The sequence below is a fragment of the Companilactobacillus huachuanensis genome (assembly GCF_005404815.1).
Lineage (GTDB): Bacteria > Bacillota > Bacilli > Lactobacillales > Lactobacillaceae > Companilactobacillus > Companilactobacillus huachuanensis.
Genome location: NZ_BJDF01000006.1, coordinates 58,668 through 83,080, shown reverse-complemented (window position 1 = coordinate 83,080; position 24,413 = coordinate 58,668). Strand labels below are relative to the sequence as shown.

Annotated in this window: 17 protein-coding genes and 4 tRNA genes; 2 read left to right on the top strand and 19 right to left on the bottom strand. The window is 37.7% G+C overall.

The window, feature by feature from the left end:
- Positions 1-78: 78 nt before the first annotated feature.
- From FFM71_RS04815 to pth, 17 genes are all read right to left on the bottom strand, one after another.
- On the bottom strand, positions 79-2,583 hold the full coding sequence (locus FFM71_RS04815) for an ATP-dependent Clp protease ATP-binding subunit (protein ID WP_137611056.1): 2,505 nt from the start codon (positions 2,581-2,583) through the stop codon (positions 79-81).
- 677 nt (positions 2,584-3,260) lie between these two features.
- Positions 3,261-3,332, bottom strand: a tRNA-Gly gene (locus tag FFM71_RS04810).
- A gap of 10 nt (positions 3,333-3,342) precedes the next feature.
- Positions 3,343-3,415: transfer RNA gene (locus FFM71_RS04805), tRNA-Thr, on the bottom strand.
- A gap of 63 nt (positions 3,416-3,478) precedes the next feature.
- Positions 3,479-3,561: transfer RNA gene (locus FFM71_RS04800), tRNA-Leu, on the bottom strand.
- Between the two features lie 37 nt (positions 3,562-3,598).
- Positions 3,599-3,671, bottom strand: a tRNA-Val gene (locus FFM71_RS04795).
- A 379-nt stretch (positions 3,672-4,050) separates the two neighbouring features.
- Positions 4,051-5,535 carry a lysine--tRNA ligase gene (lysS, locus tag FFM71_RS04790; RefSeq protein WP_137611100.1) on the bottom strand — a complete coding sequence of 495 codons (1,485 nt, stop codon included), beginning with the start codon at positions 5,533-5,535 and terminating at the stop codon, positions 4,051-4,053.
- Positions 5,536-5,610: 75 nt separating this feature from the next.
- On the bottom strand, positions 5,611-6,615 hold the full coding sequence (gene dusB / locus FFM71_RS04785) for a tRNA dihydrouridine synthase DusB (protein WP_137611055.1): 1,005 nt from the start codon (positions 6,613-6,615) through the stop codon (positions 5,611-5,613).
- A gap of 249 nt (positions 6,616-6,864) precedes the next feature.
- Positions 6,865-7,746: an Hsp33 family molecular chaperone HslO gene (hslO, locus tag FFM71_RS04780; protein ID WP_137611054.1), complete on the bottom strand. Its 882-nt coding sequence runs from the start codon at positions 7,744-7,746 to the stop codon at positions 6,865-6,867.
- 57 nt (positions 7,747-7,803) lie between these two features.
- The gene (gene ftsH / locus FFM71_RS04775) at positions 7,804-10,005 is read right to left on the bottom strand and encodes an ATP-dependent zinc metalloprotease FtsH (RefSeq protein WP_137611053.1); all 2,202 of its coding nucleotides are present in this window, start codon (positions 10,003-10,005) and stop codon (positions 7,804-7,806) included.
- Positions 10,006-10,087: 82 nt separating this feature from the next.
- On the bottom strand, positions 10,088-10,633 hold the full coding sequence (gene hpt, locus FFM71_RS04770; protein ID WP_137611052.1) for a hypoxanthine phosphoribosyltransferase: 546 nt from the start codon (positions 10,631-10,633) through the stop codon (positions 10,088-10,090).
- Positions 10,630-11,964 (bottom strand): tRNA lysidine(34) synthetase TilS, encoded by a 1,335-nt coding sequence (tilS, locus tag FFM71_RS04765; RefSeq protein ID WP_137611051.1) that lies wholly within the window; start codon positions 11,962-11,964, stop codon positions 10,630-10,632. The genes hpt and tilS overlap by 4 nt, the downstream gene beginning before the upstream one ends.
- A gap of 63 nt (positions 11,965-12,027) precedes the next feature.
- Positions 12,028-12,444 carry a S1 domain-containing RNA-binding protein gene (locus FFM71_RS04760; RefSeq protein ID WP_137611050.1) on the bottom strand — a complete coding sequence of 139 codons (417 nt, stop codon included), beginning with the start codon at positions 12,442-12,444 and terminating at the stop codon, positions 12,028-12,030.
- A 23-nt stretch (positions 12,445-12,467) separates the two neighbouring features.
- Positions 12,468-12,860, bottom strand: coding sequence for an FtsB family cell division protein (locus FFM71_RS04755; protein ID WP_137611049.1), 393 nt, complete (start codon positions 12,858-12,860; stop codon positions 12,468-12,470).
- 993 nt (positions 12,861-13,853) lie between these two features.
- Complete coding sequence (locus FFM71_RS04750; protein WP_041501310.1) at positions 13,854-14,093, bottom strand: RNA-binding S4 domain-containing protein; 240 nt, start codon at positions 14,091-14,093, stop codon at positions 13,854-13,856.
- A 2-nt stretch (positions 14,094-14,095) separates the two neighbouring features.
- Positions 14,096-15,661, bottom strand: a complete 1,566-nt coding sequence (locus FFM71_RS04745; protein WP_137611048.1) for a putative polysaccharide biosynthesis protein — start codon at positions 15,659-15,661, stop codon at positions 14,096-14,098.
- Position 15,662: 1 nt separating this feature from the next.
- Positions 15,663-19,187: a transcription-repair coupling factor gene (mfd, locus tag FFM71_RS04740; protein ID WP_137611047.1), complete on the bottom strand. Its 3,525-nt coding sequence runs from the start codon at positions 19,185-19,187 to the stop codon at positions 15,663-15,665.
- 19 nt (positions 19,188-19,206) lie between these two features.
- Complete coding sequence (gene pth / locus FFM71_RS04735; protein WP_137611046.1) at positions 19,207-19,764, bottom strand: aminoacyl-tRNA hydrolase; 558 nt, start codon at positions 19,762-19,764, stop codon at positions 19,207-19,209.
- A gap of 544 nt (positions 19,765-20,308) precedes the next feature.
- On the opposite strand from pth, the gene FFM71_RS04730 reads away from it, so the two are divergent.
- Both FFM71_RS04730 and cbpA read left to right on the top strand, forming a co-directional pair.
- Positions 20,309-21,292, top strand: coding sequence for an L-lactate dehydrogenase (locus tag FFM71_RS04730; protein WP_137611045.1), 984 nt, complete (start codon positions 20,309-20,311; stop codon positions 21,290-21,292).
- Between the two features lie 116 nt (positions 21,293-21,408).
- The gene (gene cbpA / locus FFM71_RS04725) at positions 21,409-22,071 is read left to right on the top strand and encodes a cyclic di-AMP binding protein CbpA (RefSeq protein WP_137611044.1); all 663 of its coding nucleotides are present in this window, start codon (positions 21,409-21,411) and stop codon (positions 22,069-22,071) included.
- Positions 22,072-22,353: 282 nt separating this feature from the next.
- Here the strand turns inward: cbpA and alr are convergent, their stop codons facing one another.
- Entirely contained in the window at positions 22,354-23,466 is a 1,113-nt protein-coding gene (alr, locus tag FFM71_RS04720; RefSeq protein ID WP_137611043.1) for an alanine racemase, read from the bottom strand.
- Between the two features lies 1 nt (position 23,467).
- Positions 23,468-23,827: a holo-ACP synthase gene (gene acpS / locus FFM71_RS04715; protein WP_137611042.1), complete on the bottom strand. Its 360-nt coding sequence runs from the start codon at positions 23,825-23,827 to the stop codon at positions 23,468-23,470.
- Positions 23,828-24,413 lie beyond the last annotated feature (586 nt).

The following is a 24,413-nucleotide window of genomic DNA, read 5'->3' as shown; positions in this document are numbered from 1 at the left end:
ATCGTGATATGCGATTTGAACTTTGAATCTCAAAAAAGATAATACTCTTAACCACTATTAATGTCAATAGTCAAGGTCTTACTTTTGATGAGTTAGTGTTTTCTTTTCTTCAGGCTTGCTAACAACTACTGTTAACTTATCCTTTTTAGAACCAACTTTAATTTCGTCTCCAGCTTTAACATTCCCCATTAGGAGTTGTTCGCTGACTGGATCCTCGATTTCACGTTGAATCGTTCTTCTCATTGGACGAGCACCATACTCTGGATTATACCCATCTCGAACAAGGTCACTGTAAGCTGATGGTGAGATAACTAGCTTGATATCTCTTTCAGCAAGACGTTTTCTCAAGTTGTTACTCATAATCTTGGCAACAGCCTTAAGTTGTTCTTTGTTGAGTGACTTAAAGACGATAGTTTCATCGATACGATTCAAGAACTCTGGACGGAAGAACTTCTTCAATTCAGTATTGATTCGATCTTGCATTTCCTTATAGTCATCATGAACGTCACGAGCACCAAAACCAACTGACTTGTTTTCTTCAAGTGATCTAGCGCCTAGGTTTGAAGTCATGATAATAATTGTATTTCTAAAATCAACCTTACGGCCCTTGGCATCAGTTAAAATACCATCATCAAGGACTTGCAATAAAAGATTAAAGACATCTGGATGAGCCTTTTCAACTTCATCAAGTAGGACGACTGAGTATGGTTCATTTCTAACTTTTTCAGTTAGTTGACCACCTTCGTCAAATCCAACGTAACCTGGAGCTGAACCAATCAACTTCGAAGTGCTGTATTGTTCCATGTATTCAGACATATCGACACGAATCAAATTGTCTTCAGAACCAAACATTACTTCAGCAATTGACTTAGCTAATTCAGTCTTACCTACACCAGTAGGTCCTAAGAACATAAATGAACCAATTGGACGAGCTGGATCTTTCATACCACTTCTGGCACGTCGGATAGCACGTGAGATTGCATTGATAGCATCATCTTGTCCAATAACACGCTTGTGGAGCTCTTTTTCAAGGTTAAGCAGTTTCTCACTCTCTTTACGAGTAATTTGCTTAACAGGAACTCCAGTCCATTGAGCGATAACTTCAGCAATATCATCGGCTGTAACAACTGGTTTCTTATTGGCAGCAGTTTTCTTGCTCTTTAGTTTAGTGAGTTGTTCTTGAACATCTTGCTCTTCTTCACGAATCTTAGCAGCCTTTTCAAAATCTTGATCAAGAATGGCATTATTCTTATCGTTCAATAATTTCATTGATTGATCTGTTAGCTCTTCAAGTTTGTTATTCTTCGATACGTTATGGATTCTCACTTTAGCTGATGCTTCATCCATTAAATCGATGGCCTTATCAGGTAAGAAACGATTTGTTAAGTAACGTGTCGACAAGCGAACAGCAGCTTCCACTGCGTCGTCAGAAATCGTCAAGCCATGGTGTTGTTCATATCTTGGACGAAGTCCTTCCAAAATCTTGATTGAATCATCAGCACTAGGTTCTTCAACATGAACCTTGGCAAAACGACGTTCTAGCGCAGTATCTTTTTCAATATATTTTTGATATTCATTAGAAGTTGTTGCACCAATCAATTGCAACTCGCCACGAGCTAAAGCAGGTTTCAGAATATTTGAAGCGTCAATAGCACCCTCAGCACCACCGGCCCCAATCAAAGTATGCAATTCATCAATAAATAAAATAACATGCTTGTCTTGATAAATTTCTTCAATAACTTTCTTCAATCGGTCTTCAAACTCACCACGATACTTAGTACCAGCTACTAATGAACCCATATCGAGCATCATGATACGTTTATTTTGCATGTCGATAGGAACGTCTTTTTTAACGATAGCAATAGCTAATCCTTCGGCAATCGCTGTTTTACCAACACCTGGTTCACCGACTAAGACAGGATTATTCTTAGTTCTTCGGCTAAGAATTTGAATAGTTCTTTCAACTTCAGGCTTACGTCCGATAACAGGATCAATTTGATTCTCCTGAGCCATCTTTGTCAAATCACGCGATAACGAATCAAGTGTTGGAGTACCACCATTACCATTAGCTTTAGACTGTTGTTTCTTTTGGGCTGCAGCTACATTGGCGGCAAATCCTCGACGAGCAGCTTTGTTAGAAACGCCCATTTTGCTCAATAGTAACGACTTAGTCTTGGCTAAGCTGAGTCCTAAATTGACCAAAATACGATTTGCTAAATTATCAGTATCATCAAGAATAGCTAATAAAATATGCTCTGTTCCGATTCGATTGGCCTTATATAAATTTGAAGTTTCTTCTGATTCACTTAAAATCAATTGTCCCTTTGGAGAATATGGTAAATAAATCCCCTTTGCAGTATTAGATGAGACATCGCCGTAACCAGTTAGATGTTCAATCTCCTCTTCAACATCTCGATCACTAACAGCTAGATCCCTCAAAGTAATACCGGCGATACCATCATTTTCCATTACTAAGCCCAGCAGAATATGTTCTGTTCCTACGGCATTATGATGAAATTTTTTAGCTTGTTCTTGTGCTAGAACAAGTGCATTCTTGGCGCTTTCGGTAAATACTTTGTCCATTAATGTTACCTCTACTTTTTAAGTGTCTGTTTAGAAAGTATAATTGTGTTTTCTAAAAAAGCAATTAATTTATCTTATTACGTGTGGTGCTAGTTAAATATCCGTCTATTTTAAATTCTAAACTGAAGGTTGAGAGTTTAGATAAGTATGCCGTTTCCAGAGATGAGAGTATTCAATTGCTGCGCGGAACGGCCTGAGCCAAAGTGCGGTCTCAGACCTCGGTTGAAGCCTCGCAAAATCCGCGAGTCTTCAACGCGCCCGGTGGCGTAAGGACTAAAGTCCTAACGCCACTTTCGCTGCAAATGAATACTCTCATCTCTTCCAACTAGTTTATTTTTAATAGCAGGAACAATATAAAACAAAGATTTTTTAGCTGTTTAAATAAATTAGTTCTAAGGCTGTAATAACAATGATTAGATTAATTTTCGCCTTTCAATCTTCAGATTCTAAAATACAATTGCTACGAATAACTAGCACCACGCACTACTTATTAGGTATGACGGAGGGGGCAAAAAGTATAAAAATAATTGCCCTCTTTAAGAATCGTACCACATTCAAGGAATTAATATACTCAATTCAGATATACATATATGCTAGATTTATTTTTAGAGAACGAAAAAAAAGTAATCAATTCTACGTTTAGAATTAATTACCCTTTTATTTATCAATTTCTCTAAAGCGGAAGACGGGATTCGAACCCGCGACCCCCACCATGGCAAGGTGATGTTCTACCACTGAACTACTTCCGCATTATGACGATGCCGACTAGAGGATTCGAACCTCCGACCCCCTGTTTACAAGACAGGTGCTCTGCCAACTGAGCTAAGTCGGCATTATGTCAACAACAATTAACATAATACATAATAATTAATCATTTTGCAAGACCAATTATTAATACGGGTGAAAGGACTTGAACCTTCATGTCCACTGGACACTAGAACCTAAATCTAGCGCGTCTGCCAATTCCGCCACACCCGCAAAAAACTTATTACATTCCACTAAGCATTTTGCTTAATGGAGGATACAGGGATCGAACCTGTGACCTCCTGCTTGTAAGGCAGATGCTCTCCCAGCTGAGCTAATCCTCCATATGTGTTTCGTTTGAAACAACTATATTAGTATACCTTTTGAGCTAGAAAACTGTCAACAGAATTTTTAATTAATTTTGGGTGCCATCTCCACAGCTGAGAATATTAACCTGCTATGCGGACCGGTTCAAGCCTGAGGTTCGGTCTCGGGCCGTTCCGTGCAGCAATTGAATACTCTCAGCTCTGGAAACGGCATACTTAATTAAACTTTCAACCTTTAGTTCAATATTTAGTAATACGAAAAAAAGAAGCTATCCTAAGTGGACAACTTCTTTGTTCGTATTACTAATCAGACAATGATACTTCTGTAATGTTCTCCCTTATAACCAAATTTGAAAAAGAATCTAAATCTAATTACAGGTTTTACTTACATTAAAATTTAATCTTCATTGTTATCTTCTGGTCTCATTGTTGGAAACAGAATAACGTCACGAATCGAAGGTGCATCGGTTAATAGCATAACCAAACGATCAATACCGATTCCTAGTCCACCAGTTGGTGGCATACCGTATTCCATAGCTTCAACATAATCGTTATCAATATGTTCGGCTTCGTCATTACCCTTTTCGCGTTCAGCAGCTTGAGCTTCAAAACGCTCTCTTTGATCAATTGGATCATTCAATTCAGTAAAGGCATTACCAAATTCATGACCTAAAATATAAACTTCAAATCGATCGGTAAATTTAGGATTATCCTTACTCTTCTTAGCTAATGGTGAAACTTCAAGTGGATATTCGTAAATGAATGTTGGTTCTTGCAAAGTATCTTCAACAAATTCTTCGAAGAATTCGGCGATGATGTGCCCTACTCCCCAGAACTCTTCATAATGAACCTTTTTCTCGTCAGCTAATTTACGAGCTTGTTCAAGATCCATATCTTCGCTAAAGTCGATACCTGTTTGTTCCTTAATAGCATCAACCATCTTGATACGTTTGAAAGGTTTGCTCAAATCAACTTCTCCGCCTTGATAACTAACGATTTGTGAACCATTAGCTTTTTCAGCAGCATGTCTGAACATTCCTTCAACTTCTTTCATAACGTCCGTCATATCCCAATAAGCAGCATATGTTTCCAATGAAGTGTACTCAGGGTTATGTTGCGTATCCAATCCTTCATTACGGAAAGCACGACCAATTTCGTAGACACGTTCGAAACCACCAACAATCAATCTCTTCAAAGGTAATTCCAAAGCAATACGTAGATACATTTCCATATCTAAGGCGTTGTGGTGTGTAATAAATGGTCGAGCACTAGCCCCACCGGCTTGAGTATTCAAAACGGGAGTTTCAACAGACATGAATCCTTCACCATCTAAATATTCACGAACAGCTGAAATAATTTTAGTACGTTTCTTGAAACGGTCAAAACTGTCTTGGTTAGCAATCAAATCCAAATATCTTTGACGATAAATTTGTTCAACGTTTGTTAAACCATGGAATTTATCAGGTAATGGACGAAGTGATTTAGAAAGCATTGTGACGTGGGTTGCTTTAATAGTTAATTCACCCATGTCTGTCTTCATAATTTCACCATGAATACCAAGGTGATCACCAATATCAGAACGCTTGAAAATGTGATAGTTTTCTTCACCGACAACATCTTTACGAACGTAAATTTGAATCTTACCACTTCTATCACGTAAATCGGCAAAACCAACTTTACCTTTACCACGTTTTGTCATCATACGACCAGCAATAACTACAGGCAAATCTTGTTCTTCAAGAGTTTCTTTGTCCTCGTCACCATACTTATCGTGAATATCTTGGGCTAAAGCAGTTCTTTCGAATCTTGAACCAAATGGATCAACGCCTTCATCATACAATTCTTGAAGTTTTTCACGTCTAACCCGTAGTTGGTCATTCATGACTCTTGTTTTCTTTATATCTTCTTTAGTTGGTTGCTTCTTATTATTTTCGTTACTCAAAATTTTTCCCCCTGTCTACGAAATTTTTGAAGATCTCGCTTCTCGTTGTTCGTAACTTTCAACAAATTGATCTAATGTGTCAAAAACTTCCTGCATCGAATCTTCATTCATTACTTTAGCACGAGTTCTGACTGCGTGGGGAATCCCCTTTAGATAATATGCTGCCTGTTGACGAAATTCTGGAACACCAACATGCTCACCTTTTAAGTCTACCAGACGTTGGAGTTGAAGTTTAGCTATATTAATTTTTTCTCCAACACTTGGTTCAGGAAGTATCTCGCCAGTTTCCAAATAATGGTTCATTTTATTTAAAAGCCATAGGTTACCGAGGACTGCCCGGCCAACCATTACAGCATCAGCGCCTACTTCATCAATCATTGTCTTGGCGTCTTGAGGCGTCTTAACATCACCATTACCAATAAATGGAATAGTTAAATGTTGAGCTACTTCATGTAAAAGTTCCCAGTCGGAATGGCCAGAATACATTTGTGATTTGGTCCGTCCATGCATTGCCACTGCCGCTGCTCCAGCTTCTTGAGCTGCCAAAGCATTTTCAACAGCCAGAATATGGTCACCGTCCCAACCAGTCCGCATTTTTACGGTAACTGGTTTGTTAACAGCTGAAGTAACCTCTCGGACCATATTATAAAGTTTATCAGGATCACGAAGCCAGCTTGAGCCAGCACCAATCTTAGTAACCTTTTTCACTGGACAGCCCATATTAATATCAATAATATTGGCACCCGTATTTTCAGCTACATACTTAGCAGCATTGACCAAAGATTCAGTCGTACCACCAAAAACTTGAATACTGACTGGATGTTCTTTCGGATCAACGAACATCATGCCCAAAGTCTTTAGATTGCGGTACTTAATACCCTGATCACTGATCATTTCACAGACAACTAATCCTGCACCAAATTCTTTAGCCGTAACTCGAAAGGACGAATTGGTAATACCTGCCATAGGTGCAACGACAATTTGATTAGGAATTGTTACGTTGCCTATTTTCCACTCCATGCTTTTTACCTCTTATTATTCGATTACAACTCGTAATAATAACAAATTTTCTACCTAAAAGACAATGATAAACTGACGGTTCTTTCTTTTTTGCCGTCTCCAGAACCGAGAGTATTAACCTGCTATGCGGACCGATTCGAGACCGTATTTTGGCTCAGACCGTTCCGCACAGCTAATGAATATTTTCCAGCTCTGTAGACGGCATACTTAACTAGCACCACATGTATTTGGTAAATTAAATTTTATACTTTAGTCTTTGTTAGCAACGATATCTTTAAGTTCTGCTTCTGAGAATTGGTACTTGTTGCCACAGAACTTGCAGACTGTTTCAGCACCATGATTTTCTTTGATCATTGCTTGCAATTCTGCTCTTGAAAGTGTTGCTAAAGCTTTTGAAAATCTTTCTTTGGAACAGTCACATTGAAATTGGACTGGCATGTCTTGAAGATACTTCATTTCAACACCATTCATAATTTTTTCCATGATGTCTTTATTACTCAAATCCTCTTTCAGCAACGTCGAAATGTTGGGGACAACTTTTAAATTGGCTTCAATTTTATCAATATCTGCATCTGTTGCTCCTGGTAACGTTTGAATCAAAAAGCCGCCGGCAGCTCCGATAGTTTCGTTAGGATTTACGAAAACCGACACACCGATTGCTGAAGGTATTTGTTCAGATTTTGCCATATAATACGCAAAGTCCATCCCAATTTCTCCAGAGACTAATGGCACTGAGCCGGTAAATGGTGCTTTCAAATGTAAATCTTTAGTGATGCTCAATGTACCTTTAGTTCCGACGGCTGCTTTAACATCTATGTGTCCATCTTCTCTAGCCTTCAAAGCAATATGTGGATTGGAAATATATCCTTTAACATCACCTTTAGCATTAGCATCAACAACAATTGTTCCGACTGGTCCATCACCTTGTACTCTTGTTGTCAAAACTTCATCCTCTTTTAAAGTTGAAGTGGCAACTAATAGTGACCCAACCATGGTCCTGCCTAAAGCAGCACTTGAGTTTCTCCATGTATCATGACGCTTCTGTGCCTCTTGAATCATTTCTGTAGCGTTTACAACATAAGCACGAAATTTACCATTAGTTGAAACTGCTTTGGTTAAAGTATCCGTCATATTTGATTCCTCCGTTCAAAAAAGCGACTCTCTCGAGTCGCTTTTTTTGATTGATTATTATTGATTATTATTATCATCATTGTTGCTGTTTGAATCGTCAGAATTATTATCCTTAGAATTGTCATTAGATGAATCAGTATCTGATTTAGTATCATCAGCTGGTTTATCAACATTTTCTGAAGGGTATGCTGTTTTATCAACGTCAGTATCATCTGATGTTGATGAATCATCTTTAGTTGATTCTTCTGATTTTTGTTTAGCAGCATCTTTGGCTTCAGCAGCCTTCTTAGCTTGTTCAAATGTTGCAGCACTTTCACTTGGGAATTGTTGATTTGCATCGTTTGCAGGCATTGCTCCTGTGTTATACAAACTCAAGATTTCCTTTTCATCAAGTGTTTCATACTTCAACAAAGCCTCGGCAATAATCTTATGTTGTTCACGATGTGATTGAAGAATTTCTCTAGCACGTTCGTGATCTTCATCGATAATGCGTTTAACTTCTTGATCAATAGCCATAGCAGTATCTTGTGAATATGCTGGTTCAGCACGGTAATTACCGCCACTGAATGGTTGACCATTCTTTTCAAGTTGAACAGTACCTAAACGATCTGTCATACCATATTCAGTAACCATTGTACGAGCAATTTGTGTTGCTTGTTCAAAGTCATTTGAAGCACCTGATGAAGGTTGACCGACGATAATCTCTTCGGCTGTACGACCACCAAGTAATCCAGTAATTTGTTCGTTCAATTCCTTCTTAGTAGCAAGGTTTTGATCATCCTTAGGAAGCATGATAGCGTAACCGCCGGCACGTCCACGAGGTACGATGGTAACCTTTCTAACAACTCGAGAATCACTCAATACCAAACCAATTAAAGCATGTCCTGCTTCGTGGTAAGCCACTGTGTGACGTTCTTGTTCAGGAATAACACGGTTCTTCTTAGCTGGACCTGCAATAACACGATCTTCAGCTTCATCAAGGTCAGTTGGATCAATCTTTTGCTTACCACGTCTTGCAGCAACAAGTGCAGCTTCATTAAGTAAGTTTTCAAGATCAGCACCAGCAAAACCTGGAGTTTGTTGAGCAATTGCTTTCAAATCAACATCATCTGTAAATGGTTTGTTCTTAGCGTGAACTTTAAGAATAGCTTCACGGCCTTTAACGTCAGGACGACCAACAAGAATCTTTCTGTCAAAACGACCTGGACGTAACAAGGCAGGATCAAGTACATCGGAACGGTTAGTAGCAGCCATAACGATGACACCTTCATTACCTGTAAATCCATCCATCTCAATCAATAATTGGTTAAGAGTTTGTTCACGTTCATCATTACCACCACCGGTACCAGAACCACGTTGACGACCAACGGCATCAATTTCATCAATAAAGATGATTGATGGAGCGTCTTTTTTGGCATTTTCGAACAAGTCACGAACACGTGATGCACCAACACCAACAAACATTTCAACGAAATCTGAACCAGAGATTGAATAGAAAGGAACTTTAGCTTCACCAGCAACAGCCTTAGCTAGTAAAGTTTTACCAGTCCCGGGAGGACCCTCTAGAAGAACACCAGCTGGTATTCGGGCACCTAAGGAGACAAATTTTCTTGGATCTTTTAGAAATTCAACAACTTCAACAAGTTCTTGTTTTTCTTCTTCAGCACCGGCAACATCAGAAAATCTAACTTTATTTTTCTTTGGATCTTCTGGTTTAACCTTGGATTTACCAAAGTTCATGACACGGTTTGCACCGCCACCACCTTGGCCTCCTCGGCCCATCATTGCAAAGATTATAAAGAAGAATAATGCAAATGGAACAATAACCGTTAAGATCAATGAAATCCATTGTCCGGACTGTGACTTAGGAGCAGCTGTAGTTTTAACTCCCTTAGCCATTGCGGCACTATTGATCATCTTTAACGTATCGTTGTTAGGCAAAACAGTTGAACTAAATGAAGTTACTTCACTAGTAGTAGTAGCTTGGTTACGGCTGAACAAAGAAACGGAACGAGTTGTTTCAGCTTTTTGAGCTTTCTTGTATTCACCGTTTACTTGATAAGCTCCACCAATAGGCTCTAGCTTGAAGTTTTTCACTTTACCTTGCTTCAATTGTGTGATGAATTGGTCTTGGCTTAATGTTTTTGATTGGTCTGAGGATTGACCACCAGCAAACCAACTCGCTGCAAGAACCAAAACAACAAAGAGCAAGATGTAAAACAGGCTATTATTGATTAACCTATTTCGATTATTTTTCATACATTTCCTCCTAATTACTTAGACGTTACATATTGTAACATTGGTGAACAGTAACACAATAATAATTGTAACTCTAACTAAATTATTTTGTGCTATATACCTCTCGTTTCAATACACCCACATAAGGTAAATTACGATAATGCTCATTATAATCCATTCCATAACCCACAACGAATTCATCAGGAATTTGAACACCAACATAATCAACTTTGACATGCTTGATTCGACGCGCAGGTTTATCCAAGAATGAAACAATCTTAACGGATTTAGCATAACGAGCATCAAAAAGTTCCTTCAGACGATCCAAAGTGTATCCAGTATCAATAATGTCTTCAATAATAACGACATCACGATCACGAATCGGTGTATCCAAATCCTTAATAATTCGAACATCACCCGTTGTCACAGTATTTTCACCACCATAACTGGAGACGTCCATGAAATCATATTCCATTTCAAGATCCAGTTGCTTAACTAGATCCATCATAAACATGGCGGCACCACGTAAGATACAGACAAACAACGGATTCTTCCCACGGTATTCTTCAGTTAATTGTTTCCCAAGACGTAGGTTGGCTGCTTCAATCTCCTCTTTAGAAACTAAAACTTTCTCAATATCTGAATTCATTCTTTTACCTCAACAAAGTTAATTTTGTAATGATTTTTACCTTTTTGTAAATAATCACCCAAATTATAAATTTTTTCAACCCAAACTATCTGATTATCAAATAATAAAACTAAATAATCATCACGTTCATAAGCAGGAACTTTTTCATTTATAAAACGTTTATTTAATTTTTGATGGCGGCCATTCGACAAAAGCAACTTATCACCGGCACGGCGTGTTCTCAATGTAATCGTCTCTGGAATACTCTCAACAGCTAATGTGTAATCATTATCGTCAGCTGTCACGGTCAAAGTTTTATGATTCCATATTATTTTTTTATTCAGAGGCACTACGAGCTCAGTTAATACTTGTGGCGCTATTTTTTTGACAACAAACTGGTCATAAGTTCGAATAAATTGCCAAGAATCTTCTAAATTGATTGCAGCATTAGCGTCATCTGAACAGACGATTTCAATGATTTGCCTAATTTGACGATTACTGATTGAAATATCAAGTCTTCGCTTCGTAAAAAAATTACCCCAGAATAACGTTTGTTGGTCAGCATCTAATTTTAATATCGGTTTTATCAAACCGATAATTTTTTGCGGTGACTCTTCCAACGACATTTCAGTTTCAGTTTGGCTGAATTGCTGCTTTGCAAGACTAATCAAAGCTGTTAATTGCTGGTCAAAAAAGCGGAAATGTGCCAGCATCTGACCATTCTCCTTTTGTAATTCAGGGAAGATATTATTTCGAAGTCGATTTCTTAACGTTATATTATCAAAGTTAGTTTCGTCCTGAACATGTTTTATATTATGGATATCCGCATATTCAGATAATTCACGTTTAGAAAAATCCAACAATGGTCGTAAAATTTGTCCAGACTCTCCAAAAGGACGTTGTTCTTTCAAACTAACGACTTCAAATGCATTACCTGAACGAATCAATTTCATCAAAATATTCTCAGCCAAATCGTTGCCATGATGCGCTGTCAATAACGTATCAAAATGCCCCGATGCCATAATCTTTTTAAAAAATCCGTACCTAAACTTGCGAGCTGACGCTTCCATACCAATATCATCACTCGGTTGATTTTCCCACTTAGTGGTAAAAAATTGATAATCATTTTTAACACAACCGTCTTGGACAAAAGCAACTTCAGCACTGCTTTCTGGCCGTAGATCATGATCAACATTGACGACGGCAAACTTATCTCGTGGCAAAATTTGGGCGATAACATTCAACAAGACCATTGAATCAACTCCACCGGAGACGGCAATCAAAACCCTTTGAGCATGATATTGTTGTAAAACTTTTTTTACTACATCTATAATTCGATTATCTAGATCCATCGTTTGCCCCTCCATAAAACTAAAAAAGGCTGAGACATCGTCCCAACCCCTGATTTACATTTATTAACTACGGCGTCCGCCACGACCACCACGTTTACCTTCTGTATTCTTCTTGATAACACTGAGTCTTTCTTCACTTTCTTTCATGAATCCAGACATCATATCGTCGAAGCTTTCTGGTTTACGTTGTTGTGGTTTTCTATCATTACGTTCATGTGAACGATGTGCATGAAATTTTGGCTTAGGCTTATCTGAAGCTTGTTTAATTGAAAGTGCAATTTTATGATCCTTCTCACTAAGAACTAAAACCTTAACAGTATCGCCAATGTTTAGCACATCATGAATATCTTTGACATAACCATCAGCAACTTCACTGATGTGCACCATTCCGCTTTGTCCTTCTCCAAGGTCTACGAAAGCCCCAAAATTTGTAATTCCCGTTACTTTACCTTCTGTTTTAGCTCCTACTTCAACTGTCATCTAATTAAAAATAATTCCTTTCCCTATTTTTGAATAGTAGTGGTCTTCACATCATCAGGCAAATTGTAGATTTGTTCACCCGGTTTGCTATACATGTACTTTTCACGAATATACTTTTCGATATAATTCGTGTCATGAAGCTGACTCACTTCAAGCTTCAAATCACGCTGTGTCGATTTTTGCTTGCTCAACTTCTGTTTGCTAATTTCTATCTGTTCCATCGTATTGGCATAAGTTCGATGAGAATTGAAAATTTGAACGCCAAATACAACCAAAATCACTGCAAAAACAATTCCAATCATAGCCATCCGTCTGCGATGCACTTTTTTAGCATAGTCATGATGACCAGGATTAGGAGTTGGTGCTTTTTTTGGTTGTAATACAGAAACGTTAGAATTTAGTTTACGTATTTCCATGCCACTACTCCCCTAGAAATGATTACTTTGAGTATAACAAGTTTAAGCCATTATTTGAATGATTAAATTGCTAATTTTAATGCATTTCTAATTTTTAGGTTGAATTTTTTTATTAAAAAATGCTGCTGCCGATTGAGCGGGTAAAATAAATCAATATGTTTCTATTAATTAACGTGTGGTGCTAAGTAAGTATCCCGTCTACAGAGCTGGGAAATATTCACTAGCTGTGCGGACCGGTCCGAGCCTGAGAGACGGTCTCGAACCTCGGTTTGAAGCCTTGACATAGTTCGTCAAGTCTCCAAACACGCCCGGTGTTGTAATGGCTAAAGCCATTACAACACTTCCACGGCACACAAATATTTCCCAGCTCTTCCGACTAATTAATCGTTATTATTTGAATGTAAAAATATTCAATTGCTTTTATATCCGACCTTTTTAAAGACAAATTCTAAAATTTAATTTACCAAATATAATTAATGCGGACATTTACACGCTTGCATAATTCACCTAAGTCAGGTTAATTCAACCAACATAAAAAAACAAATTAGTTGAAAAAGCTGAAGAGTTCGAAACATTTTTCCATACTCGAATCAACTCCAAATACAATATCCTTAGTTAAACGTATTTTGCTAGTTAATAATCAATTGTTATTTAAAACCAATTCTACACAACCGAAGATTTAACAACGAAAAATCAATATAACTATTGTTGTTACGGACCCCGAACTAATTTATTTAAATATTCAGAAATCTTCACTCCATTGTCCCTGCCATAAAAAATAAATTAGTTGGAAGAGCTGAGAGTATTCATTTGCAGCGAAAGTGGCGTTATTGCTTCAGCAATTACACCACCGGGCGTGTTGGAGACTTACCGGTTTGTGGTAAGGCTTCAACCGAGGTCTGAGACCGCTTCCCAGGCTCGGGCCGTTCCGCGCAGCAATTGAATACTCTCAGCTCTGGAAACGGCATACGGCATACTTACCCAATACGCTAGTTAAACCTCTTCATACATATCCGTAGAATCAGTTTTCTTAGTTGTTTCTTTGATATTGAGAACTCTAACTTTCATGGTTCTCTCTCCAAAGTGTAATTCTAATACATCACCCACTGAAACTTCACTAGACGATTTGGCAACATGGTCATTGATTGAGGCACGACCATTGTCTGCAAACTCTTTAGCAACAGTTCTGCGCTTGATAATACGGCTTACTTTTAGATACTTATCTAATCTCATAATTAATCCTCTATTTTCATAAACTTAGTAATATATTTACCCATTGGTAAAATTTCCCACTCTTCTTTGGTCAACAGATGCCAGCGCTTTGAAAGCTTCAAGTAGACGAACGCTCCCAAAGGTATTGCAATAATATTGATCAAAACACAGTTGGCTCGCGTCATAACTAGATATCCAGCCAAAATTTTGACAACAATCCTGACAAAAATTGCCATAATCAAACCAAGCATAATCATATTATGAATAAATTTCTTATCCAGTGACAAGAATTTTCGATCAAACTTATAAATCGTCAAAATCCCAAACAAGATTACACATTCACTCAAAACTGTCGCCAGAGCTCCACCAGCAATTCCAAACTTCGGCACTAAAATAACATTCAAGGCGACCTTCGTAACTAATGACATCCCGAATAAAATCAACTTATGAAAGTTTTTTTCATCATCACCACTTGTAACAGCTATTAATAAATTAATAAATGAAACAATTAATATCGATAGCATATAAATGCTCAGGGTCCTGGAACCGTTTGTATCGGTAAAAAGCATTGTATTTATTTCAGGCATTAACGCTATCAAACCCGCCGTTTCCGCTACTGATAACCACAAACAGACACGAACCATCTTTTGAATCATACTCTTATTTTGTTTAACTCGATTGGTCTCCTTCAATTGCGGCATGATAGTTGAGACAAATGATAAGGAAATAACAATTCCCAGTTGTAACAACGGTTGTCCACGATCAAAGACACCTTTTTGAACCTCAGCTAAATCTAAAGCCATCCCTGTGTGTAACAATAATCTCACGGTAGAAAAGGAATCGATAAACTGATAAAAAATTGTGATACCTGTAAAAACTACGATCAAAACAATTTCTAACGCTAAACCATGTTCCAATTTAATAGAATTATCGGCTTTTGGCGTCTCAACTTCCGTCGCTTTAGTTTTTAAAAACTTAATGACTAAGATTGCCACTGCCAATAAACCACCGATAAACGCTCCTGAATTGGCTAATGTTCCCATCTGATAAACATCCAAAATTCCATGTCCAAATAACAAGGCACTTCCAATAATGATAACAATACGGAAGAATTGCTCTGATACTTGTGAAATAGCACTCGGTTCCATAATTAAATCACTCTGAAAATATCCTCTCAGACTCGCTTCAAAGGGAACCAATAGAAAAGTCAATGCCACCACTCGTACTTCTGGATACAAGTTAGGATCTCCCATCAAACTAGCCAGATACCTAGCCGACACCCACAGAAGTCCTGTAATGACCACACTACCAGCCATCAAAATTCCGAATGTTTTCTTCAACAAATTATGTTTTGCAGCAATCGTCTCCTGTTGAGCAAATGTCTTAGAAATAACTACTGGCAAACCAGACAAAGCCAAAACGGAAAAAATACCGTAAATGGGGTACACCTGTTGATAAATAAAATAGCCACGATCCCCAACAATATTCTGTAATGGAATCCGATAAATAGCACTCAAAAGTTCCGAGAACAGTGAGGCGATAGTCAGAATCCAGGTCCCCTTAATAGCCCTAGACACTTCTTTTTGCATATTAGTTTTTAATTTTTTCTTTCTTTAAATTATCGAACTCAGCTGCCATCTTCTCGGCAAATGTCTGTAATTGACCGAACCAATCGTCTTTTTTAACACTACCTGAATCTAAGGTGATCGTAAATTCACCATTCTTGTCGTTAACCTTAGCTTTCATTGTCGTATTAGCTAAGAATTTAAACACTAAATCACCAGTTAAATAATCACTAGCCTTCTTTGAAAACTTAATCGCAATCATACCATTTCGCATGATGACACTCTTAACTAATGACTCGTCGAAAGAATTCTTCAACAAACTGATATCTAATAGGTTTTCAACTTCCTGAGGATATTCGCCAAAACGATCCAATAATTCCGATCTCACTTCTTGGTAATTTTCCAAAGAGTCGATCTGTCTGATTCGCTTATACAATTCAACTTTTTGGCGTTGATCGGTAATGTAATCAGCCGGTAAATAAGCCTCAAGTGCCAGATTAACTTCAGCATTAGTTTTTTCAGCTTTCGTATGGCCACGTTTTTTGGCAACAGCGTCATTTAACATTTGTGTATAGAGGTCAAAACCAACAGAATCAATGAAACCGTGTTGTTGCTTACCCAATAGGTTCCCAGCACCACGAATCGACAAATCACGCATAGCAATTTTGAATCCTGATCCTAATTCAGTAAAGTTCTTGATAGCTTCCAATCGCTGTTCGCCAACTTCTGTTAAAACCTTGTTGGGTTTATACATCAAATAAGCATAGGCAACACGATTAGAACGACCCACTCGTCCTCTAATTTGATAAAGCTGTGAGAGTCCATATCGATCGGAGTTTTCCACAATCAATGTATTGGTGTTAGGCATATCAACACCCGTCTCAATAATTGTTGTCGTGACCAAGACATCATATTCACCATTTAAATAATCGGCAATTACGCCTTCCATCTGAGTTTCCGTCATTCGTCCGTGAGCTGTAGCAATACGTGCCTCAGGAATCAAAGCCTGCAATTGACCTGCCACTTGATCCATGTCCTCAACTCGATTATGCAGATAAAAGACTTGTCCACCACGAGCCATTTCTCGTTTGATAGCACCTGCGATAACTTCGTAATTCTGTTCCATAACATAAGTTTGTACAGGATAACGATTACTTGGAGCTGTTTCGATCAATGACAAATCACGAACGCCGAGCATTGACATGTTCAAAGTACGTGGAATTGGTGTCGCTGTTAAGGTTAAGACATCAACATTAGCCTTTAGTTGCTTAATTTTTTCCTTGTGCTTAACGCCAAATCGTTGTTCCTCATCAATGATCAATAATCCAATATCATTGAATTTAACATCTTTTGATAGTAATCGATGAGTTCCAACTACAATATCAATCGAACCATCTTCGAGTTTTTCGATTGTTTCCTTACTTTGTTTACGAGTTTGAAAACGTGACAATACTCCAATATTGACGGGGAAATCTTCAAAGCGGTCTTTCATAGTTTCATAATGTTGCTGAACCAGTAGCGTTGTTGGCGCTAAGAACACGACTTGCTTACCTGCTTCAACGGCTTTAAAGGCTGCTCTTAAGGCAACCTCAGTCTTACCAAAACCAACATCCCCGACTAACAAACGATCCATCGGATGTGGCTTTTCCATATCACGTTTAATTTCATCGACTGACCGCAATTGATCTGGTGTTTCAGGATAAGGGAAGGCGTTATCGAAATCATGTTGCATTTGATCATCTTTAGGAAATGGGAAGCCCTTTTCAGCCTCACGTTTGGCATAGAGATCAATCAAATCATCCGCAATATCTTCAATGTTTGACTGCACTTTTCGTTTGGTCTTTTGCCATTCGTTTCCACCAAGTTTATTGATCTTAGGTGATCTACCTTCAGCAGAAACATACTTCTGAACCATATCCAATTGCGTAACCGGAATGAATAGGCGTCCATCATCACGATACTCAATCGTAATATAATCTTGATGTTTGCCATCAACTTCCATTGTCTGCATACCGATAAATTTACCGATACCATGATTGACATGGACAACGTAATCTCCAGGTTTTAATTCGTTATAACTCTTCAAACGTTCCGCATTCGCCAAGGTTTGATGACGACGTTTCTTAGGCTGTTTGTTAAAGAGTTCTTTTTCGGTAATAATAGCAAGCTTCTCATCAGGCATTTCAAAGCCGGCACTAAGACTTGCATTGAGAATCTGTGTTTGATCTTCAATCACCTTATCTTTACCAGTTAAAGTAGCCTTGATGCCAAAATCAACCAATGTATTGTTGATAGCACCGATTCGTTTCTCGTTATTGATCACCAAAATAACGGTATAATCCTGTTTTTGCCAACGCTCAACTTCTGATTTTAAAAGCGGCATTTGGCTAAAGAATTGTTGCATTGAACGGATTGACACATTGTGTAGCTGATTGAGACGAATATGTCCCATTCCTTGTTGGAACGCCGAAATATAAATTTGGGCATGCTCATCTTCCTTGATCAAATCAGTTACACTCTGACGAATTTTTTGCTCAGGCAAAGCTTTACCAAATTCCAATTGACTGGCCAGCCATGATTGATTTTCGGCAGCACTGTCATTTGACTGTTCGATCAAACGATTATATTCATCAAATAAAATAATATCGTCTCTACCCAAATAATCTAACAAGCTACTTGGGTGTTCCAAAATATAGTCCGCAATCCGACCGATATTTTCTGGACGCATTCCTTCAGATAATTCTTCAATCGTCTGTCCGAAATTGACTTCAAGATTTTCTTTAATATCTTTATCTTTAGTTGAATCGAGTTGGCGTTGATAACTCTTTTGAAGTTTTTTCAAACCAGTTGCCACTTGCTCGTCAGTCACAATTCTATCCTTAGCAGGTAAAACTTTAATTTCAGTAAGTTCTTCCATACTACGTTGCGTTTCAGTGTCAAAAAATTTAATTTTTTCTACTTGATTACCAAAGAAATCAATTCGTACAGGGTTATCAACATTTAATGGATAGATGTCGACAATATCCCCACGGATCGCAAAATCCCCAGGTTTAGCAACTAACTTATCCTTAACATAACCCATCTGTACGAATGTTTGATTAAGATTCTCTAGGTCATACTCTTCATTCACTTTAATATCTAATTGAGCAGCTTTAAATAATTCCTTAGCTGACAATTCATATTCCATCCCGGCAATTGAGGTCACCAAGATCCCAGCCTCATCACTAGCTAAAAAGCTCAAAGAATCAAGTCGCTGACTCAATTCATCCGGTGAACTTGTTGCTAATTCCGTTGAAATAGATTCTTCAACTGGAAAAATATGAACTGCATCGCTGTTTAACAAATTAAGATCATCGTAAATCTTGTTAGCGTGAAAATTAGTATTTTCCACAATTAGAATTTTTTTGCCCTTTTGTTTCAAAGTTTCCAGTGCAAAAAGGGAAATCGTTGATCCAGTCAAACCAGTCAATAAATTCTTCGTGTCTGGCTTAACTTGATTAATAAATTCCCCAAGGTCGAGCTTATTCGTAATGAAATTTATTAAATCCAATTTTTGCCCCCTTGCGTATTTAATTATACTTATTCATTAATTGATCAATTGACGTACCATTGACCCAATCTTTAACCATTGCTGTTGCCTGATCAATACCGGCTAAAGCGACAGGTTCTTCATCTTTAGAAAATGGTGTCAAAACCCAATTAACAACAGATTGCTTAGAGGGATGTTGTATACCAATTTTGATACGGCTGAAGTCTTTCGTACCCACAGCAGAGATTATACTCTTAATACCATTATGACCACCAGCAGAACCCTTTGTCCGTAATCTAACTTTACCAATTGGCATATCTAGATCATCTTGAATGACCATCATTTCATCAGGTTGGATTTGATAGTAGCCCATCAAAAAATTAACAGCGCGCCCTGATTCATTCATGAACGTTAAAGGTTTAACTAAGAAGACAGTCTCGCCATCAACTTTGAATTTACAGTATTCAGCTTCAAAGTCTTTTTTCATTTGTGATTGGCCGTATTCATCCATCAATTTATCGATGGTCATAAAGCCCATATTATGCTTTGTACGATCGTATTTTTTACCTGGATTTCCTAGGCCAACAATTAGTTTCATATTAATACCTCATTTCGAACTTACATTATATCATGTTAATTTCATGATGAGTTGAAAGTTTTCTGTCTCTAGAGACTAAGAATATTTTATTCACTATTATCACAAATGGATTACCGATATTATCATTAATAAATAAATTGCGATTAGATATATTACAACAATTCTTTCATTTTTTTGATGTTTAAATCTTCAAAGTTTCAAAACAAATAATCTTAGTAATCCATCGCCCCTTAAAAACACTAGCCTCCGGTTGTCAGTGAATTATTCTGCAGTGAAAGTGGTGTTAGACCGGCGATTTTCCGGTCTTACACCACTGGACGTATTTTGAGATTCGCGTTTTTTGCGAAGCTCAAAATCGAGGGTCGAGACCGCACTTTGGCTCGAGCCGGTCCTCACAGCGGATAATTCACTGACAACCGGAGGCGGCCCAAAACCATAATTTCATTAATTTCTCACTTTTTTCACAATCAACTTGTTAATTACCCTTAATTATTTGTATAATGAACCACGGAACATATTATTTTCGAAGGGATGATATTTTATAATGACAACTCCAACAAATGAAAAGAATCACCAAAAAGTACTTCTAGTTGGTGACGGTGCTGTAGGTTCAACTTTCGCCTACGCAATGACACTTCAAGGTATTGCACAAGAACTAGTTATCTGTGATATCGCAAAAGACAAGATTAAGGGTGACGCAATGGATCTTGCAGATGCACTTCCATTCTCATTCCCAAAGAACATTCACGCTGGTGAATATTCAGATGCTAAAGATGCTGATATCGTTGTTATCACTGCTGGTGCTCCACAAAAACCAGGTGAAACAAGACTTGACCTTGTTAACAAGAACTTGAACATCTTGAAGACAATCGTTGACCCAATCGTTGAATCAGGATTCAATGGTATTTTCTTGGTTGCTGCTAACCCAGTTGATATCTTGACATACGCTACTTGGAAACTTTCAGGCTTCCCTAAGGAACGTGTAATTGGTTCAGGTACATCACTTGACTCAGCTAGACTACAAAAATTCGTTGGTGAAGAATTAGACATCGACCCTCGTGCAGTTAACGGATACATCATGGGTGAACATGGTGACTCAGAATTTGCTGCATGGTCACACTTGTCAATCGGTGGAGTAACAATGGCTGAATGGATGGAACAACACCCAGAAGTTACACAAGCTACTCTTGACGCAATCTACAAGAAGGTTGTTAACGCTGCTTACGACATCATCAATACTAAGGGTGCTACATTCTACGGTATTGGTACTGCTCTTGCAAGAATCTGCAAGGCTTTGCTAAACGACGAAAACACTGTTCTTCCATTATCAAACATGATGACTGGCCAATATGGCGTTTCAGACATTTATATCGGTTCACCTGCTATCATTAACCGTAAAGGTCTAAAACAAATCATCGAAGTACCATTGAATGATGAAGAATCAGCACAAATGAAGAAATCAGCTGCAGAACTTGAAAAAATTCTTAAAGATGGTTTCGAAGCAACAGGTATCGAAGGTCGTCAATAATCCGAAATATCATGCTTTTAAAAAGCCGAAACAAATGAATAATTTGTTTCAGCTTTTTTTTTTCGCGGAATTACTGTATTATTAATTCAATTATAATTGAATGGATGTGAATATATATGTTAGTGAAATCACTTGTACTGAAAAAGGACAAGCTTACTACAGTTAAAGAAACTGTAACACTAGAGGAAGCCTTAAAAGTCCTCGAAGATTCCGGCTATCGCTGTGTACCAATTCTTGACGAGAGCGGACAAATATTTAGGGGTAACATCTATAAGATGCACATCTACCGCCACAAGTCACGTGGTGGCGACATGAGTTTACCAGTAACAACTTTGATGAAAAATGCTACAAAAACAATCAGTGTTGACTCACCTTTCTTCAAAGTATTTTTCAACATCAAGGACTTGCCATATATCGCTGTTCTTGATGAAACTAATCTTTTCTACGGTATTTTGACTCACTCAAGACTCTTGAGCATGTTGTCAGATGCTTGGAACCTCGACATTAGTAGCTACGTACTAACTGTCAGTTCTTCCGGTGATCGTGGAGATCTTGAAAAGATGTCAAAAATCTTTGCAAAGTATGTTTCAGTCGCTGCCTGTATGACCTTGGACGCCAAATCAAATGAAGTTGTCCGTCGAACATTATTCACATTGCCATCAGGAACTGATATTGATACATTGAAGGAAATCATCAAGCGTTTGGAAAAGAAGAGTTTCATCGTTTCTGAAATTGATGATTTGAAGTCTGGAAAGATTATCGACAAGAATACTTTGTAATTTGTTTTAAATGTTTCTAAAAACAAAACCCGTTCTAAAACAAAACCTAAAAATCCATACCGACGCAACCGGTATGGATTTTTTTTGAATAAATTATATTATTTCAACTCAGGAGCAGCGGAACATTTTTTAAACATACGTACAGGCTCTCAGTCGCCCTTTTATAATTTATATTGGTATTTGACTTAATTATGCTAAACAACGCCATAGAAACTGTTTATTGACCTATCAACGGCTATTATTTTGTCATACACATTGAAAAATTCATAGCCTCAATCATCTTTAATTCTTATAAACTCTAGGTAATCTCTCACTCAATGAACAAAGAATTTCATAATTGATTGTTCCTGAATATTGGGCAGCATCGGTGGCCGTAATTTCTTCATCGCCATCTTTTCCCAAAATCGTTACCTTAGTTCCAACAGACAATTCTCCTGGCAAACGTACCATAAACTGATCCATACAAATACGTCCAACAGTTTGACAACGTTCACCATTGATTAAAACGTCTGACCCTTGCATTCTTCTCAACCAGCCATCCGCATAACCAATCGGAACGGTCCCGATCCATTCGTCCTTCTCACTTGTATATGTAGCACCGTAACCGATACTGTCTCCTGCCTTAACTTTCTTAACAAAAACCAATTCAGAATACAAGCTTAAGGCTGGTTGCAATGTATATGGCAAATCTGGAATATCAGTTTGTGATGGATTCAATCCGTACAATGCGATACCATATCTGACCATATTGATTGCCAAGTCTTTGTGCCAAAGCGCAGTAGCTGAATTAGCACAGTGAACGTATGTGAATTTAGTTGGTAAATCGCTCGACATTTCTTTGAAAGTTTCGACTTGCTTTTCAAAATATTTTTCATCAGGATTATCGGCTGTTGCAAAGTGTGTGAACAACCCTTCCGGAATAAAGGCCTGTTTATGGTCATTCAAAAACTTGCAAGCCTCAATTAAATCGGCTTTTTTTTGAAAACCGATTCGACCCATACCACTGTCAATTCCTAAGTGAACTTTCAAATTGGTTGTTCTAAGTTGAACAGCAATCATCAACCAGTCCAAACTACCCACGGTTAGCGAAATATTAGCACGTGCTGCGACTTTGGCATATTCAACAGGAACTATACCCAGAACTAAAATAGGTGCTTCTATGCCGTTATTACGAAGTTCCAAAGCTTCATCTAATGTAGCAACACATAATCCACCTGCTCCGAATTCAATTTCTGCCTTAGCCACACGAACCAATCCGTGACCATAAGCATTAGCTTTCACAACCGCAAAAACCTTTGTGCCTTCTGGAACTCGTGCAAGTTCATTTTTAAGATTCTGTTGTAACTTCTTCAAGTCTACTTCAACATAGGCTGGACGGTGAATTGATGGTAACATTTTACTCTGCCTCCTCTAGAATAACTTCAGTTATTACTAGTTCATCTGTATCCGAGATTGAAACGTGGATATTACCTTTAAAAATATCAGTCTTAATGTAAGGCTGCCCTGACTCGTGGTTCAAAACGCTCAAATCATGAAAGCCAATTCCACGCAAGCCAGTTCCCATAGCTTTTGTGAAAGCCTCCTTAACTGAAAATCTAGCTGTTAAGTAAGACATTTTCGATTTCTCAGTGTTCAAAGAATTAAAAATTTCCATTTCATCAGCATTCAAAATTTTTTCCAAGAATCTTGGATGACGACCATAAATCTTACGCACACGGTCGATCTCCGCAATATCAATACCTAAACCTTTGATCATATGTTTTTCTCCATTTTATAAAATTCATAAAACTTAATACCTAGAGTATACTCAATTTTTCTTTTCCCGTCTCCAGAGATGAGAGCATTAACACATAAAACATATCAATTTGTTTCCTGTGGATAACATTGACTAACCACATACCATTGATATAAACACAGTTACATAGTAATAGTTATATAGATACAGGTTCATATGCAAACTTACATTGTTTAATACGATTGGCGTTATGCCAGCTCTAGATCTGATGGTATCCCTCTAAAAAATTATTCAAAAATTTGATTATACACACAATTTGAAATTCTCGAGGGTTTTAAAAATATTAAAACAAAATAAGACACTGGTATATGGTGGATTCGGATGAATTTCACAGTTATAGTGCTGTTTTATTAGTGTTTTACCAACCTCACAGCAGACTACATCCCCGTCTATCACCCGCAAAATACTTCAGTATATTTATTTTGCGGAAGGTTGAAAGGTAAAAAAGTAATATAAACATTGTTGTGACAGTCCTAAATAAAATTTATTTACCAATTTATTTAAACAGCAAAAAATTACAATTGGACATTCTTATTATTAAAAACCT

Excerpts from the sequence above, each read along its gene's own strand:
- cbpA (WP_137611044.1), top strand. The coding sequence starts at position 21,409 with ATGTTAGTGAAATCACTTGTACTGAAAAAGGACAAGCTTACTACAGTT.
- FFM71_RS04760 (WP_137611050.1), bottom strand. The coding sequence starts at position 12,444 with ATGACAGTTGAAGTAGGAGCTAAAACAGAAGGTAAAGTAACGGGAATT.
- hslO (WP_137611054.1), bottom strand. The coding sequence starts at position 7,746 with ATGACGGATACTTTAACCAAAGCAGTTTCAACTAATGGTAAATTTCGT.
- dusB (WP_137611055.1), bottom strand. The coding sequence starts at position 6,615 with ATGGAGTGGAAAATAGGCAACGTAACAATTCCTAATCAAATTGTCGTT.
- lysS (WP_137611100.1), bottom strand. The coding sequence starts at position 5,535 with ATGAATGACCAACTACGGGTTAGACGTGAAAAACTTCAAGAATTGTAT.
- pth (WP_137611046.1), bottom strand. The coding sequence starts at position 19,764 with ATGAAACTAATTGTTGGCCTAGGAAATCCAGGTAAAAAATACGATCGT.
- FFM71_RS04750 (WP_041501310.1), bottom strand. The coding sequence starts at position 14,093 with ATGAGATTAGATAAGTATCTAAAAGTAAGCCGTATTATCAAGCGCAGA.
- ftsH (WP_137611053.1), bottom strand. The coding sequence starts at position 10,005 with ATGAAAAATAATCGAAATAGGTTAATCAATAATAGCCTGTTTTACATC.
- FFM71_RS04730 (WP_137611045.1), top strand. The coding sequence starts at position 20,309 with ATGACAACTCCAACAAATGAAAAGAATCACCAAAAAGTACTTCTAGTT.
- hpt (WP_137611052.1), bottom strand. The coding sequence starts at position 10,633 with ATGAATTCAGATATTGAGAAAGTTTTAGTTTCTAAAGAGGAGATTGAA.
- FFM71_RS04815 (WP_137611056.1), bottom strand. The coding sequence starts at position 2,583 with ATGGACAAAGTATTTACCGAAAGCGCCAAGAATGCACTTGTTCTAGCA.
- FFM71_RS04745 (WP_137611048.1), bottom strand. The coding sequence starts at position 15,661 with ATGCAAAAAGAAGTGTCTAGGGCTATTAAGGGGACCTGGATTCTGACT.
- alr (WP_137611043.1), bottom strand. The coding sequence starts at position 23,466 with ATGTTACCATCAATTCACCGTCCAGCCTATGTTGAAGTAGACTTGAAG.
- tilS (WP_137611051.1), bottom strand. The coding sequence starts at position 11,964 with ATGGATCTAGATAATCGAATTATAGATGTAGTAAAAAAAGTTTTACAA.
- acpS (WP_137611042.1), bottom strand. The coding sequence starts at position 23,827 with ATGATCAAAGGTTTAGGTATTGATATTGCGGAGATCGACCGTGTGCGT.
- FFM71_RS04755 (WP_137611049.1), bottom strand. The coding sequence starts at position 12,860 with ATGGAAATACGTAAACTAAATTCTAACGTTTCTGTATTACAACCAAAA.